This window comes from Haemophilus sputorum HK 2154, from assembly GCF_000287615.1.
Lineage (GTDB): Bacteria > Pseudomonadota > Gammaproteobacteria > Enterobacterales > Pasteurellaceae > Haemophilus_A > Haemophilus_A sputorum.
Window position 1 is genome coordinate 675,427 of sequence record NZ_ALJP01000009.1, and the last position, 14,898, is coordinate 690,324.

The window sequence follows — 14,898 nt, forward strand, 5'->3', positions numbered from 1 at the left end:
ATTAAGCAAAAAAGAAAAGAGACCGAAATTTTCATTTCGATCCCTTAGATTATCAATAACTTAATTAGCTATTTAATGCTCTTAAAATATCGTCAACACGTTCTTTTGCATCACCAAATAACATTTGTGTGTTTTCTTTAAAGAACAATGGGTTTTGAACGCCTGCATAACCTACTGCCATTGAGCGTTTAAATACGATAACATTTTGCGCTTTCCATACTTCTAATACTGGCATACCAGCAATTGGGCTTGATGGGTCATCTAATGCTGCCGGGTTTACGGTATCATTTGCACCGATAACCAATACAACATCTGTATTTTCGAAATCATCATTGATTTCATCCATTTCTAAAACCACATCATAAGGTACTTTAGCTTCTGCTAATAATACGTTCATATGGCCAGGTAAACGACCTGCTACTGGGTGGATACCAAAACGTACATTAACGCCTTTTTCACGAAGTTTTGCAGTAATTTCTGCTACTGGATATTGCGCTTGTGCTACTGCCATGCCATATCCTGGAGTAATGATTACAGAACTTGCATTTTTAAGCATTTCCGCAACTTCTTCAGCTGTTGTTTCACGGTGTTCACCTTGTTCTTCATCACCTGAGCTTGCTTTCACTTCTGTACCAAAGCCACCAGCAATTACGCTAATAAATGAGCGGTTCATTGCTTTACACATGATGTAAGAAAGAATTGCACCAGAAGAACCTACCAATGCACCAGTAACGATAAGTAAGTCATTGCTTAGCATAAAACCTGCCGCTGCTGCTGCCCAACCTGAATAAGAGTTAAGCATAGATACAACAACCGGCATATCTGCACCACCAATTGATGCCACTAAGTGCCAACCAAATGCTAAAGCGATTGCAGTCATCAATAATACTGGGAAGATATTTTCTGGATGATTTAAGAAGAAAATCATCAAGAATACAGAAATCACTAATGCAGCTAAGTTTAATTTGTGTTTATGCGGAAGGTTAAGCGCAGAAGAAGACACTTTTCTACCAAATAATTTACCGCTTAATTTACCAAATGCCACTAATGAGCCTGAGAAAGTTACCGCACCAATGAAGATGCCTAAGAACACTTCTACATTGTGAATATTTTGTAATACTGGATCAGCTTCATGTGCTAAACCATAGCTATTAAAACCAACTAATACCGCAGCTAAACCTACAAAGCTATGTAGTACTGCAACTAACTCTGGCATCTCGGTCATTTCAACTTTAAGTGCTTTACGGACACCAATGAATCCACCAATGGCCATTGCAACTAAAATCCAGAATGTACCATGTGAGTCTGGCCCGAAAATGGTTGCAATCAATGCAATTCCCATCCCGACGATACCATACCAACAACCTGCTTTTGCGGTCTCATGTTTAGAAAGACCTGCTAAACTCATAATAAAAAGGATTGCAGCGACAATATAAGCTGCAGTTACAAATCCAAATGACATGCGCTTCTCCTTAACCTTTTCTAAACATTGCAAGCATACGTTGCGTTACTTTAAAGCCACCAAAGATATTGATGCTCGCAACAAGAATCGCGATAAAGGCAAGAATATCAATAAAGAAGCTACTACCTGGTTGAGCAATTTGTAACACTGCCCCAACAATAATAATACCTGAAACCGCATTAGTTACTGCCATTAACGGAGTATGCAATGCATGGCTTACATTCCAAACCACATAATAACCTACCACGCAAGCTAATACGAATACGGTAAAGTGTGATAAAAATGCCGCAGGAGCAACCGAAGCAATCCACATAAAGAGTGCTGCGGCACCCGCCATTGCACCATATTTCACACGAGGATCTGTTGGCTTCTCTTCTTTTTTCTCAACTGGTGCTGCTGCCGCTTTTTGTTGAGGTTGAGCCGAAACTTGAATTGGTGGCGCAGGCCATGTTAGTTCACCATCACGAATAACGGTAACACCACGTAACACTACATCATCAAAGTTAATGTTAATTTCACCATCTTTATTCGGTGCTAAGAGTTTTAATAAGTTTACTAAGTTAGTACCATAAAGTTGTGAAGATTGGGTTGGTAAACGCGCTGGGAAGTCAGTATAACCAATGACTTTCACTTGATTATCTGTCACAACAACTTTACCCGCTTTGGTATATTCACAGTTACCACCCGTTGCAGCAGCTAAGTCCACAATCACAGAACCTGGTTTCATTGAATCAACCATCTCTTTAGTAATTAAGCGTGGAGCTGGTTTTCCTGGAATTGCTGCTGTAGTAATAATAATGTCAACTTCTTTTACTTGTGCCGCATAAAGCTCCATCGCACGACGGTTAAACTCTTCTGACATCACTTTTGCATAACCATCGCCTGAGCCACCTTCTTCTTCAAAATCAATTTCTAAGAAGTCTGCGCCCATTGATTTCACTTGCTCTTTTACTTCAGGACGTGAGTCAAATGCACGAACAATCGCCCCTAAGCTATTTGCAGCACCGATTGCAGCTAAACCTGCAACACCCGCACCAATCACTAATACTTTCGCTGGTGGCACTTTACCTGCTGCAGTGATTTGTCCGGTAAAGAAACTACCAAAAGCATTTGCGGCTTCAATCACTGCACGATAGCCTGAAATATTTGCCATAGAAGAAAGTGCATCTAAAGCTTGTGCTCTCGAAATACGTGGAACAGCATCCATTGCAAGCACATTAATTTTTTTCGCTTGCAATTTTTCCATCAATTCTGGATTTTGTGCCGGCCAAATAAAGCTAACTAACGTTGTGCCTTCTTTAATCAATGCAATTTCTTTTTCAGTCGGTGCATTCACTTTAAAAATAATGTCTGCATTCCAAACTTCTTCTTGTGAGCCGATTTTGGCGCCGGCGTTCGCAAATGCACTATCTTCAAAACTCGCTTTAAACCCTGCATCTTGTTCAATCAGAACATCAAAGCCAAGTTTTTTGATCTGCTCAACGGTTTTTGGCGTTGCCGCCACACGAGTTTCACCATATAGCATCTCTCTTGGTACACCAATAAGCATAAAGACTCCTGTACTAAGTAGTGGATATTAAGCTATCGAAATAGCCCTTTAATTTAAAATAAGTGATGTGCACTTTACCATTAAATCAGAAAAATTTGTAAAAATTTTCTGCCTATCAAATCAATTATTTGACAAAGCTGACAATTCCGCCAATTTTGAAAATTTGATAGAATTTAACAGATATTACCATCCTTAGATAGAATAAAAATGAACATATTAGACCAGATTAAAATTGTCCTGATTGAAACCTCACTCCCTGCCAATATTGGTTCTGTTGCTCGTGCAATGAAGACGATGGGGTTACACCAACTTTGCTTAGTCGCACCACAAAAGGCTATTGATGAACAAGCGGTTGCCTTGGCTGCTGGCGCAAAAGATGTATTAGATAATGCTCACATTGTTACAAGCTTTGATGAAGCCGTTGCTGATTGCCAATTAGTTATTGGCACAAGTGCTCGCTTACGTCACCTACAAAGTAGTCTCATCGAACCAAGGGAAGCGGGAAAATTGATTATTCAGCGTGCAAATTTAGGCAAAGTTGCCCTTGTTTTTGGGCGTGAACGCGTAGGCCTTACCAATGAAGAACTGCTTAAATGTCACTATCATTTGAATTTTCCAACCAATCCTGATTATGGTTCTTTAAATTTAGCAATGGCAGTGCAACTTGCAAGTTATGAAATTAGAATGGCATATTTGGCAGAACAAGCGGTCGAAAATTCACAAAACATAGCAAAAAATGCACCGCTTGCAGAAACAGATTTTCCCAATGCTGCAGCGCTTGAACATTTTTATCAGCATACTGAAAAACTGTATACTACTCTCGGTTTTATCCGTAATGAGGCAGTCATGCTTAAACTTCGCCGATTGTATCAGCGGGCGGAATTAGAAACGAATGAATTAAACCTGTTACGTGGCATGCTTACTGCGGTTGAAAAGCAATTAAAATAAAAAAGCAAGCGGTCTGATTTTTGTAAAAATTTACTAAAATCAGACCGCTTGTCTTAACGTTTCTTACTTATTTAAACTTAAATAGACGAGAAGAAAATCACTAAAATAATAATTGGCACAATATATTTCACATAGTTGAACCAAACATTAGTAAAGGTTTTACCCGCACCGAGCTCTTCTTTTGCTTCATCTTTTAATACGAAGCCCACAAAAATTGCTGTTCCTAATGCAGTTAATACGAAGAATACATTTCCACTGAAATAATCAAAGGCATCAAAAATACTTTTACCCATGATTGTCACAGATTTCCACTCATTATCTCCAAGCACTGATGGAATGTTCCCTAATAAGAAAATCGTACCAAGTGTCACTGCAATCGCCCATTTACGGCTCATTTTTGTTTTTTCTTGTAATGAGGTAATAATTACTTCATAAATGGTAAGCGAAGTAGTTAATGCCGCAACTACCAATAAACCAAAGAAAATAACTGCAAAAACAGTACCGCCCCACATATTTGAAAAGACAATCGGTAAGCTTTGGAAAACTAGCGTTGGACCAGAATCCGGGGCAACTCCAAAACTAAATAAAGATGGGAAAATCATAAAGCCCGCAAGCACCGCAATTACGGTATTCATAATACCGGTAATCGTTGCCGTTCTAACCAAGTTTTCGCCTTTATCAAGATAGCTTGATAAGGTAATTAACACACCAAAACCTAAACTCAGTGCAAAGAATACTTGCCCTAATACAAACACAAAGAGCTGTGGTGTAATTTTAGAGAAGTCTGGCATTAAGTAGAAACGGATTCCTTCCATTGCGCCTGGTAAGGTAATATTTCGAATTACCATCACAATCAGGAAAATAAACAGAATTGGCATTAAATACTTCACTGAACGCTCAATCCCATCCACAATTCCCTTCTCTAAAATAAAGAAGTTAACTAAAACAAATAAGCCTGTATAGCCAATAATTGCCCAAGAGTTATGTTGAATAGATTCTTTATAAAAATTTGCGGTAGTTTCTACTGTGACGGGTTGAGAAAGATCTAAAGCACCCGTCAATAAACTTCCAATATAATTGAGCACCCAGCCACCCAATACCATGTAATAGGCAAGAATACCAAAGGCACCTACTAAGCCCATATAGCCTAAAATTTTCCAAGCTCGATGGATTTTTTTGCCATTCGCCTGACCACCAAATGCATCAATCGCATTCACACGCATACGACGACCAATCACATTTTCCACTAAAATCATTGGGATACCGATGACAATCATCGCCAAACAGAAAAGGGCAACATAAGCCCCACCGCCATGCTGACCAACCAAATATGGAAAGCGCCAAGTTGCACCGAAACCGACTGTTGCCCCTGCAACTGTCATAATATAAGCCAGCCGGTTAGACCAAGACTGACGTTCTGTTTGATTTGACATAAAAACTCCGAAAGAGACCGCTACAAGCGGTCAGATTTTACTTACAATTTACTTAATCAATTCACTAGCAAAAAAGGGCTAGTAATTCATCGACTTTCACTCGTGATGTCGCATTTTGCCCAATTGAGCGCTGTACTTTAATACTTTTAAATCTTGCCCCCTGATAAATTTGCCGAGTAAATGGCGTATCATGATTGGAAATCAGTACCGGCACACCACGCGCTTGTGCCTGTTTTGCTCGCTCAGCCAATGCCTCTTGCTGAATAAGCGTAAAGCCACCACCCGCATATTGGGTAAAATTCGTTTCTTGCTGAATTGGCGCATACGGCGGATCACAATAGACCACAAAATCCGATTCTCCATTCTCAAATGCTTGCAATAAACGATCAAACACATGATGAAAATCCGCACAAATAAACTCTGCTCGTTGAGCTTTTTCTGCAAAAAAACGTAACTCTGTTTCAGGAAAATAATGGCTTTTATAACGTCCAAATGGAACATTATATTGTAGCTTTTGGTTATATCGGCATAAACCATTAAACCCAAAACGGTTTAAATAGAGAAACAACACCGAGCGTTCAACCTGATCATTTGATTGATTAAATGCTTGACGTTGCTGGTAATAAAAGGTTTTGCTATTGGCTTTTGGATGTAAAAATAGCGCTTTAGTTTGACGAATATACTCATTCACATCCGCTTTAACCACATTAAACAAATTGATGAGATCCGGATTGATATCTGCTAATAAATAGCGCTCAAAGTCTGTATTAAGAAACACAGAACCTGCCCCCACAAACGGCTCAACAAAACAAGCCCCCGAAGTTAAACTTGGGGGCAAACATTGTCGAATCTCTGAAGTGAGTCGGTATTTTCCGCCTGCCCACTTCAAAAAAGCACGTTGCTTGGTATTACTCATCGTTAGTTATCAAATTGGCTAAAGCGTTCTATAGCAGCAATGACTTGGGCTTCACTAGCTTGTGCAGTAATGTATGCCTGACCAAGCGACTTTAATAAAATAAGGCGTAGCTGACCACCCAGTACTTTTTTATCTCGCCACATATAAGGTAAATAATCTTGCGGTTGCATATTATCTGGCGAAACCGTTGGCAACACAGCTCGAGCAAATAGGCGCTCAAGACGAGCAACATCTGCTTCGGTTAAGTCCCCTAAAATATGTGAAAGCGCCGCAGCTTCTAAGCAACCTACCGCAACGGCTTCACCATGTAACCAGTTACCGTAACCCATATGCGCTTCAATGGCATGTCCAAAAGTATGTCCTAAATTAAGTAATGCGCGATCACCTTTTTCCGTTTCATCACGCGCAACAACCTCTGCCTTAAGTTGACAACAACGCTGAATACAATACTCTAATGCCGATTGTTTTAAGCTAACCAGTTCATCAATATGTGATTCTAACCATTGGAAAAATGCCGTATCAAAAATCGCCCCATATTTAATCACTTCAGCTAAACCAGCGCTTACTTGGCGTTTTTCTAAGGTATGTAGCGTATCGGTATCAATTATGACAGAAATAGGTTGGTAAAAGGCACCAATCATATTTTTGCCTAACGGGTGATTAACGCCTGTTTTTCCACCCACAGAAGAATCAACTTGTGCCAATAAGGTTGTTGGAATTTGAATAAAACGAATTCCACGTTGATAGCTTGCTGCTGCAAATCCAGCAATATCACCAATCACACCGCCACCTAACGCAATAATAGTTGTATCACGGTTGTGATTTTTCTCTAATAGTGCTGTAAAAATTAAGTTTAATGATTCCAAGGTTTTATATTGCTCACCATCTGGAATAAGCACATGATCAACTTGGCAACCTAATTGTTTTAAGGTTTTCTCTACCGTTTGGAGGTAATGATGTGCAACAGTTGGGTTTGAAACGATCATCACCTTATCACCCGCTTTTAATGGCGCGTAATAACTAGGATCGCACAATAATCCGCTCCCAATAGTAATAGGGTAACGACGCGTATTTAATTCCACATTCACTTGCAACATATTGCCTCCTCAAACTGGATTCGATTTGCTTTACTGCAGATTATCAATTAAATCAATAATATTGCTTGCCACCACTTTTGCACTTTGCTCATCGGTTTGTAAAACAATATCAGCAATTTCTTCATAGAGAGGATTACGAATTTTCGCTAACTCTTCTAAAGTTTGGCGCGGGTTTTCCGTTTGTAACAATGGACGTTTTTTATCACGCTGAGTACGTTCAAATTGTTTATCTACCGTTGTTTCTAAATAGATAACAATACCACGCGCTGATAAAACATTACGGTTCTCTTTCGATAAAATTGAACCACCGCCCGTTGAAAGGACAATACCTTGTCCTTGCGTTAATTCGTTAATGATGCGTGCTTCACGCTTACGAAAACCTTCTTCCCCTTCAACATCGAAAATCCAATCAATATCTGCGCCAGCACGTTCTTCAATCACAGCATCTGAGTCGATAAAATCCATACCCAGCATTTGAGCTAATTGGCGACCAATCGTGCTTTTTCCCGCGCCCATTGGACCGATTAAAAAAATATTACGTTTTTCAGCCATTCTCTTTCTTCTTTATTTAAATAACATTCCGATTTGTGAAGAAAAAACGACCACTTGCAGAAATCAATTCATACAAGCGGTCTGTTTTCCGAAATTTTTTCCAAAATGGAGTTTCGACTAATTATATAAAAATACCACAAATCGCCCAAAAATAATTAGGCGTGATTATCGCAAGAAACCACACCTAATTTCAACCTTATCCGCGAATAAACCGCACTTTTATTAGAATAACTCACCAACACTTGGAGATGAAAGCACTCCTTTCGAAGGTAAGCCTAACCGTTGTTCAATATGCATCCGTTTCGGATCTGAAATCGGCGCTTGATAGATTTGCTCTACCACAACTTTCTTCGTTGGCTCTGTGCCTTTTAAGAAGTATTCCGTTAATGTGCTACCTAAAAAACCACTAATAGGGTCAATTTTTGCTTCAACGATATTCGCCGGTGTTGCTAATTTACGCTCTGGTTTATTAGCTAGCACAGTTTTCATATATTTCGCCCATGCTGGCATTGCGGTTTTACCACCGCTCTCGCCTCGTCCTAGGGTCAATTTATTATCGTCAAATCCAACATAAACAGTGGTGACGATGTTAGCACCAAATCCAGCATACCAAGTGACTTTCGAGTTATTGGTTGTTCCCGTTTTTCCACCAATGTCTTTACGCTTAAACTCTTTTGATAAAGCTCGACTGGTACCGTTCCAACTTTGTCCTGGCTCACCATAAACTGCTGAAGTTAATGCGCTACGCATTAAAAATGCTAATTCAGGACGAATCACACGTGGCGCATAACGGACGGCACTATTACCATCAGCTGCTGCCGTCATCAATTCTGGCGCATCATTTTTCACTTTGCTATCAATTTGTGGATCCGTATCTGTCGCTTCCTCTTCTGAAGCTTCCTCTTCCACAATTACTTGATTCTCGCCTAAATTTGCTGTTAATTGGCTTTCATCGTGAATCTGAACATTATCAAAATATTCCGGTTCAGGATACACAACATTGATATTATCGCATTCTACGCAAGCTACCACTGGATTTGCTTTATATAACTCATTACCTTGCGCATCTAAAATGCGATCAATAATATATGGTTCAATTAAATAACCGCCATTATCAAATACGGCATAAGCTCGCGCCATTTCAAGTGGCGTAAAAGACGCCGCACCTAATGCAAGCGCTTCACTCGCAACAAATTGATCTTTACTAAAACCAAAGCGTTCTAGATAGTCTGCCACATAGCCAACTCCTGCCATTTGTAAGGTACGAATGGCCACCATGTTTTTAGATTTGCCAAGTGCTACACGTAAACGAAGCGGGCCTTCATAACGGCCATCCGCATTTTTCGGTGTCCACGCTTTTTGCCCTGGTTTATTGATAGTAATTGGCGCATCACTTACAGTTGAAGATAAGCTCAATCCTTTATTCATTGCGGCTGCATAAATAAATGGTTTAATAGATGAACCTACTTGAACCAATGATTGCGTTGCACGGTTAAAACGGCTTTGCTCAAAGCTAAATCCACCCACAATTGCTTCAATAGCACCATTATCACTATTTAATGAAACTAATGCTGAGTTTACCGCAGGTACTTGGCCTAAGTTCCACTCTTTGTCTTTACCTTGGCGCACCCAAATTTGTTCACCTGCATTTAATTTAATTAATTTGCCAAATGATGCATTGTTTTTCTTCAACTCTGCTTTATCACCATTTGGTAACATAATCGTATAGCTGTTTTTATTCACTTCTGTAACAACTACGCCAGTAAATGGTTCAGAATTTGGCAATTTACTTAAATGTTCAATAATTTTTTCTTCGTCCCACGCATTGTTGCCGGTCCAAAGTTTTTCCGCACCACGCCAACCATGACGACGGTCATAAGCAATCAGGTTATCTCGTAATGCTTCTTGTGCTGCACGTTGATCGGCAGAAAGCACTGTCGCATAAACTTTAAAACCTTTATTGTAAGCGACTTCTTCGCCATAACGTTTTACCATCTCTTGGCGAATCATTTCTGTAACATAATCAGCTCTAAATTCAAACGCAGTGCCATAAAAACTTGCTTTCACTGGTTCTTTTTTCGCCGCTTCATACTCTTCTTTCGTAATTTTGTTGACTTCTAACATTCGTCCTAACACAACATTACGACGCGCTTCTGCACGTTTAACCGAATAAATCGGGTTCATTGTTGAAGGCGCTTTTGGTAAACCGGCAATAATAGCAATCTCACCTAGCGTTAACTGATCAAGTGATTTATTAAAATAAGTTTTCGCAGCGGCTGCGACCCCATGTGAGCGATAGCCTAAATAAATTTTATTTAAATAAAGCTCAAGAATTTCTTGTTTTGTGAGTACCTTTTCAATTTCTAATGCAAGTACCGCTTCTTTCACTTTACGCTCGAATTTACGCTCTGGCGTTAAGAAGAAGTTTCTTGCTAATTGCTGTGTAATTGTACTCGCACCTTGCGTATCGCCTTGGCTAGAACGATAAATCGCACGTAAAATCCCTTTCGGATCGATGCCTTTATGCTCATAGAAACGCGAATCTTCCGTTGCAATAATCGCATCGATAAGCTTTTGCGGTACTTCTTCTAATTTCACTGGAATGCGGCGCTCTTCACCCACTTCGCCGATTAATTTTCCATCAGCGGTAAAAATCTGCATTGGCTGTTGTAGCTCAACATTTTTCAGCGTTGAAACATCTGGCAAGCCATCTCTAATATGCACATAAAATAATCCACCGATAATACAACCTAGTACTACCAATGAAAGTAAAGCACTTAATATTATTTTTGCGATCTTCATCGAAAAAATCTCTTTTGATAAATGACAAGAAAAAAATAACCAATATATTGGCTCATATCTTTGTAGTATAAACGAAAAACACGCTAATTTTGTCAATTAAACGTAATAAGTCGAAATTTATGTCATTATTTCCACGCTTAAACACCTCGAAAAGCATAAAAAAGCAACAAATTGGTCTCTCTGAAGACGATTCTCGCTATTGTTTAGTGCATTTGCAGGCAGAAATGCCTACAGTTCTTTGGCAAGAAAAACCCTATTCTGCTGAATTACTTTGCCAACAAGCGGTCGGAAATTTGAAAAATTTTACAATTATTCGCCCCATTCCTCACCATTACATCTGGCGAAAATCACTCTTTTTAGCCAAACAAGCGAATCAAGACATTATTTATCGACAAATCATCCAAGTGCTCAAACAAGAATTACCTATTGTGCTTGAAGAGATCTACTTTGATTATCTGATCGAACCTATTACTGAAAGCGATAGTGTGCGCATCGTCATTTACGCACTAAGGAAAAATTTTGCTCAACCGTTGATGCTCAATACGTCAACCATTTTAGATTGTGAGCTGCATTGCGCTCAACGAGCTTTACATTTTCTTTATCCTGAATCCACCGAAAACCAATATCACTTTCGAGGCAAAACGGTTCAATTTAAAGCACATGAGCCTATTTTCTCAGATGTCCCTCAGGGATTGGGGATAAATGACGATCCACTTTATTTAACTGCCCTTGGCGCAGCACTTTGGAGTTAAATAGATGAATACACCTATCTTGCTTGAAAAAGGCCTGAATTTAACTGATTTTCATCAAAAACAATGGGCGAGACAACGTTTACAACAACTGATAAAAATGACAACAGTATTGTTAATAAGTTTATTAGGAAGCCTTTTCTTTTATCAACAATATCAATTGGCTTTAAGTGAATATCAGCAACGGCATATTCAGCTGAATGAACAAAAACAACAGCTAGCTAAAGTAAATCAGCTAATTGAAAATTTAAAAAATCAGACTGAAATGATCACTACCCCATTAAGTCAACAATATATTGAACATGCCCTTTCTCTTATTTGGCAAATTCCGTCTCAAAATGGTGGGTTAGAGAACGTGCAAATCTATATTGAAGAAGGAGAAAAAATGAAGTTAATTGGCAAATATCAGAGCCAAGCGGAATTAAATACCTTACAAGATTACCTTCATGCACAAGGAAAACAATTCACCTTAGATTATTTGCATGCTAATGAAAGCAATGTCGAATTTAGCCTGACCGTTTCAGAAGAGATAAAAGAAGAATAATATGATTTATTGGATAACTTCCTATTACCTCAAACCTAACAGCACACTATTTAAATTTTTTTCCATATTAAATCGGCATTTTAGTTTAATTCTAGCCGCACTATTTTTCCTTATTGTTTTACCTACTTTAACTTACTGGCTACATACGCTGAATTTGGTCAAAAATAGCCAAGAAGAAATACAAAATATTGCTAAAGAATATCAGCAAAAACAAACGCTATATCAAGCGATGAAACAACATCAAAATATGCAAGAAAATAAAAGCAATCAACTTGCACAACTGAGCCAACAAGTAGAAAACATACTAAAACAATACCGTACGCCGATAGAAAGCTTGCAATGGCATACAGAGGAAAATAAACAGTTAACCTTAATTGCTACACAAAAATCCCAAATTATTTTCAACGTGATCAAAGCGTTGAATGAATTTGAAACACTACGACCACAAACGATTGTATTAACTAAACAACCAGAAGAAAAACAACTGCAATTACATACCACCTTAATCTTAGTCAATACAGGAAATACAACGAATAAGGAAGCAAAATGAAGAAATATCTAATAAGTTTAATATTATTTAGCCAAGCCATTTTGGCAGATCCATTTTATGGTGAAACAAAATCTGAAACGACATCTTCTGTTGTCGAAATTACACACAATAAGCCTAATAAAATCTTGAATAATAAATCAATGCCTAATTGTGAATTATCAGAAAATTTAAATCGAATCAATCTTACAGAGGAATTCGAAGATTTAAAGTTAGTGGGATTAGTTAAGATTAACCATAATTTTAAAGCACTATTTAAAAATAAAGATAATAAATTACTGATTTTAAATAAAAATGATTATTTAGAAGCACAATTGATTGAAATAAGTTCTATTGATCTCACAGCAGTTAAGTATATCCATTGGGGACTCACTGAAGATTGTGCAAAACCGCATCAAATGACACTAAGGTTATAATATGAAAAAATGGTTTTTATTAACGCTATTACTCGGTTTACCTTTAGCAGCTGAGCCGATTTCCTTGGTTTTAAAAGAAGCCCCAACGGCAGAAGTCCTTAGCTATTTAGCCGAAGAGACTCAACAAAACATGGTGATTAACCATGATATCTCTGGTACAACAACACTACGCCTAAAAGAGAGCAACTTTTCTCAAATTCTCAAAAGTATTGCGAAAATTAACCAATTATCACTTACCCAAGAGCAAGGGATTTTTTATCTTTCACACAAACCTGAGCATTCAAGTGAAACAACCCCTGTAGCAATAACGCATACAGAAACGGTTTTAGAAAGCAAACCCAAATTACTTACTAAAACAATTAAATTACATTATGCGAAAGCCTCTGAAGTCATTGAATCATTAACTAAAGGGAGCGGTAATGTACTTTCTGAAGCAGGATATTTACATTTTGATGATAGAAGTAACAGTCTCATCATTAAAGACAGTCCAGCATCGATTAAAAATATTACTGCGCTTATTCAGCAGCTTGACCAACCAACTGAACAAATTGCGATTGAAGCTCGTATTGTAACAATTGGTAGTGAAAATTTAAAAGAACTCGGCGTACGCTGGGGTGTATTATCTGGAGATACCAATCATCATCGTTTGGGAGGAAAACTTGAAGGAAATGGTATTGCCTCTACACAAAATCTCAATGTGAACTTTCCTGTTTCAGGTGGCGCGTCTGCCGTGCTACAAATTGCTAGCATAAACTCGCGTGTACTGGATTTAGAACTTTCAGCATTAGAACAAGAAAATAATGTGGAGATTATTGCTAGTCCAAGATTGCTTACGACTAATAAAAAACTTGCAAGCATCAAACAGGGCACAGAAATTCCTTATGCTATTTATGATAGAAAATCGGAAACCTATGATGTGGAATTTAAAGAAGCGGTTTTAGGATTGGAAGTCACGCCACATCTTTCAAAAGATAACCAAATTTTATTGGATTTAGTGGTAACACAAAACTCCCAAGGACAATCTGCCGTTGCAAGTAGTAATGGCACAAATGCACCACCTATTGATAAACAAGAACTTAACACGCAAGTTTTTGCAAAACATGGCGAAACGATTGTATTAGGTGGTATTTTCCAGCATCTAGCAACAAAAGATGCCGATCGCGTGCCAGTATTAGGTTCAATTCCGTTTATTAAGCATTTATTTAGTTATCAAAAAGATCAAATCACTAAGCGAGAATTAGTTATCTTTGTTACCCCTTATATTGTGAAATCTGGTGATATGGCCGTGAAATTCCCCAACTCGACCTCCAAGCCAGCGCTGGCAAATAAACCTCACATAAAATAGGAAATTATGTTAAAATCTTTGATAATTTTAGGCGCCTCGATAGCGCCTTATTTATCTTAATTTAACAACTGAGGTGTTATGAAAATTTCTCCCCGTCGTCGTGCACGCGAATGTGCCGTACAAGCTCTATATTCTTGGTCAATTTCACAAAATAGCGCAGAAGAAATCGAACTAGCTTTTGTTACCGATGCTTTCGCGGGTGAAGATGAAATTGAAGCTAAAGTAGATATGCCTTATTTCCGCAAGTTATTTCGTGGCACTGTTGCAAACATTGAAGCTGTCGATGCTTCAATTCGTCCTTATTTAGACCGTGATGAAAACGAAGTTGACCCAATTGAACGTAGCGTACTTAGAATGTCGGCTTATGAATTACAATTTGAATTAGATGCACCTTACAAAGTCGTGATTAACGAAGCTATTGAAGTTGCTCGTGCATTCGGCTCAGATGATAGCCACAAATACATCAACAGTATTTTAGATAAATTAGCACCGGCTTTAGGTCGTAAATAATCAAAGCAAAAGGTAAGCCTCGCTTACC

General features: G+C 38.4%; 14 protein-coding genes. 7 read left to right on the forward strand and 7 right to left on the reverse strand.

What is annotated here, in order from left to right; translation table 11 throughout:
• Positions 1 to 64 precede the first annotated feature (64 nt).
• Positions 65 to 1,462 carry a Re/Si-specific NAD(P)(+) transhydrogenase subunit beta gene (gene pntB / locus HMPREF1128_RS05665; protein ID WP_007524443.1) on the reverse strand — a complete coding sequence of 466 codons (1,398 nt, stop codon included), beginning with the start codon at positions 1,460 to 1,462 and terminating at the stop codon, positions 65 to 67.
• Positions 1,463 to 1,472: 10 nt separating this feature from the next.
• Positions 1,473 to 3,011: a Re/Si-specific NAD(P)(+) transhydrogenase subunit alpha gene (pntA, locus tag HMPREF1128_RS05670; protein WP_007525314.1), complete on the reverse strand. Its 1,539-nt coding sequence runs from the start codon at positions 3,009 to 3,011 to the stop codon at positions 1,473 to 1,475.
• 207 nt (positions 3,012 to 3,218) lie between these two features.
• On the opposite strand from pntA, the gene trmJ reads away from it, so the two are divergent.
• The gene (gene trmJ, locus HMPREF1128_RS05675; RefSeq protein ID WP_007525496.1) at positions 3,219 to 3,959 is read left to right on the forward strand and encodes a tRNA (cytosine(32)/uridine(32)-2'-O)-methyltransferase TrmJ; all 741 of its coding nucleotides are present in this window, start codon (positions 3,219 to 3,221) and stop codon (positions 3,957 to 3,959) included.
• A 77-nt stretch (positions 3,960 to 4,036) separates the two neighbouring features.
• Here trmJ and HMPREF1128_RS05680 read toward each other — a convergent pair whose 3' ends face one another.
• The 5 genes from HMPREF1128_RS05680 to HMPREF1128_RS05700 all read right to left on the reverse strand — a co-directional run bounded on the left by HMPREF1128_RS05680 (position 4,037) and on the right by HMPREF1128_RS05700 (position 10,759).
• Positions 4,037 to 5,392, reverse strand: a complete 1,356-nt coding sequence (locus HMPREF1128_RS05680) for a sodium-dependent transporter (protein ID WP_007524546.1) — start codon at positions 5,390 to 5,392, stop codon at positions 4,037 to 4,039.
• 64 nt (positions 5,393 to 5,456) lie between these two features.
• The gene (locus tag HMPREF1128_RS05685) at positions 5,457 to 6,308 is read right to left on the reverse strand and encodes a Dam family site-specific DNA-(adenine-N6)-methyltransferase (protein WP_007524363.1); all 852 of its coding nucleotides are present in this window, start codon (positions 6,306 to 6,308) and stop codon (positions 5,457 to 5,459) included.
• 2 nt (positions 6,309 to 6,310) lie between these two features.
• Positions 6,311 to 7,405, reverse strand: a complete 1,095-nt coding sequence (aroB, locus tag HMPREF1128_RS05690; protein ID WP_007525129.1) for a 3-dehydroquinate synthase — start codon at positions 7,403 to 7,405, stop codon at positions 6,311 to 6,313.
• Between the two features lie 30 nt (positions 7,406 to 7,435).
• On the reverse strand, positions 7,436 to 7,957 hold the full coding sequence (aroK, locus tag HMPREF1128_RS05695; protein ID WP_007524434.1) for a shikimate kinase AroK: 522 nt from the start codon (positions 7,955 to 7,957) through the stop codon (positions 7,436 to 7,438).
• A 222-nt stretch (positions 7,958 to 8,179) separates the two neighbouring features.
• On the reverse strand, positions 8,180 to 10,759 hold the full coding sequence (locus HMPREF1128_RS05700) for a penicillin-binding protein 1A (protein WP_007524552.1): 2,580 nt from the start codon (positions 10,757 to 10,759) through the stop codon (positions 8,180 to 8,182).
• Between the two features lie 119 nt (positions 10,760 to 10,878).
• Here HMPREF1128_RS05700 and HMPREF1128_RS05705 point away from each other — a divergent pair, with 119 nt between their 5' ends.
• From HMPREF1128_RS05705 to nusB, 6 genes are all read left to right on the forward strand, one after another.
• Positions 10,879 to 11,511, forward strand: a complete 633-nt coding sequence (locus HMPREF1128_RS05705; protein ID WP_007525166.1) for a hypothetical protein — start codon at positions 10,879 to 10,881, stop codon at positions 11,509 to 11,511.
• Positions 11,512 to 11,515: 4 nt separating this feature from the next.
• Positions 11,516 to 12,052, forward strand: coding sequence for a hypothetical protein (locus HMPREF1128_RS05710; protein WP_007524842.1), 537 nt, complete (start codon positions 11,516 to 11,518; stop codon positions 12,050 to 12,052).
• Between the two features lies 1 nt (position 12,053).
• Complete coding sequence (locus tag HMPREF1128_RS05715) at positions 12,054 to 12,602, forward strand: hypothetical protein (protein ID WP_007525057.1); 549 nt, start codon at positions 12,054 to 12,056, stop codon at positions 12,600 to 12,602.
• Positions 12,599 to 13,015 carry a hypothetical protein gene (locus tag HMPREF1128_RS05720; protein WP_007525266.1) on the forward strand — a complete coding sequence of 139 codons (417 nt, stop codon included), beginning with the start codon at positions 12,599 to 12,601 and terminating at the stop codon, positions 13,013 to 13,015. The genes HMPREF1128_RS05715 and HMPREF1128_RS05720 overlap by 4 nt, the downstream gene beginning before the upstream one ends.
• 1 nt (position 13,016) lies before the next feature.
• Positions 13,017 to 14,360 carry a type IV pilus secretin PilQ gene (gene pilQ / locus HMPREF1128_RS05725; protein WP_007525207.1) on the forward strand — a complete coding sequence of 448 codons (1,344 nt, stop codon included), beginning with the start codon at positions 13,017 to 13,019 and terminating at the stop codon, positions 14,358 to 14,360.
• 78 nt (positions 14,361 to 14,438) lie between these two features.
• The gene (nusB, locus tag HMPREF1128_RS05730; protein ID WP_007525451.1) at positions 14,439 to 14,870 is read left to right on the forward strand and encodes a transcription antitermination factor NusB; all 432 of its coding nucleotides are present in this window, start codon (positions 14,439 to 14,441) and stop codon (positions 14,868 to 14,870) included.
• Positions 14,871 to 14,898 lie beyond the last annotated feature (28 nt).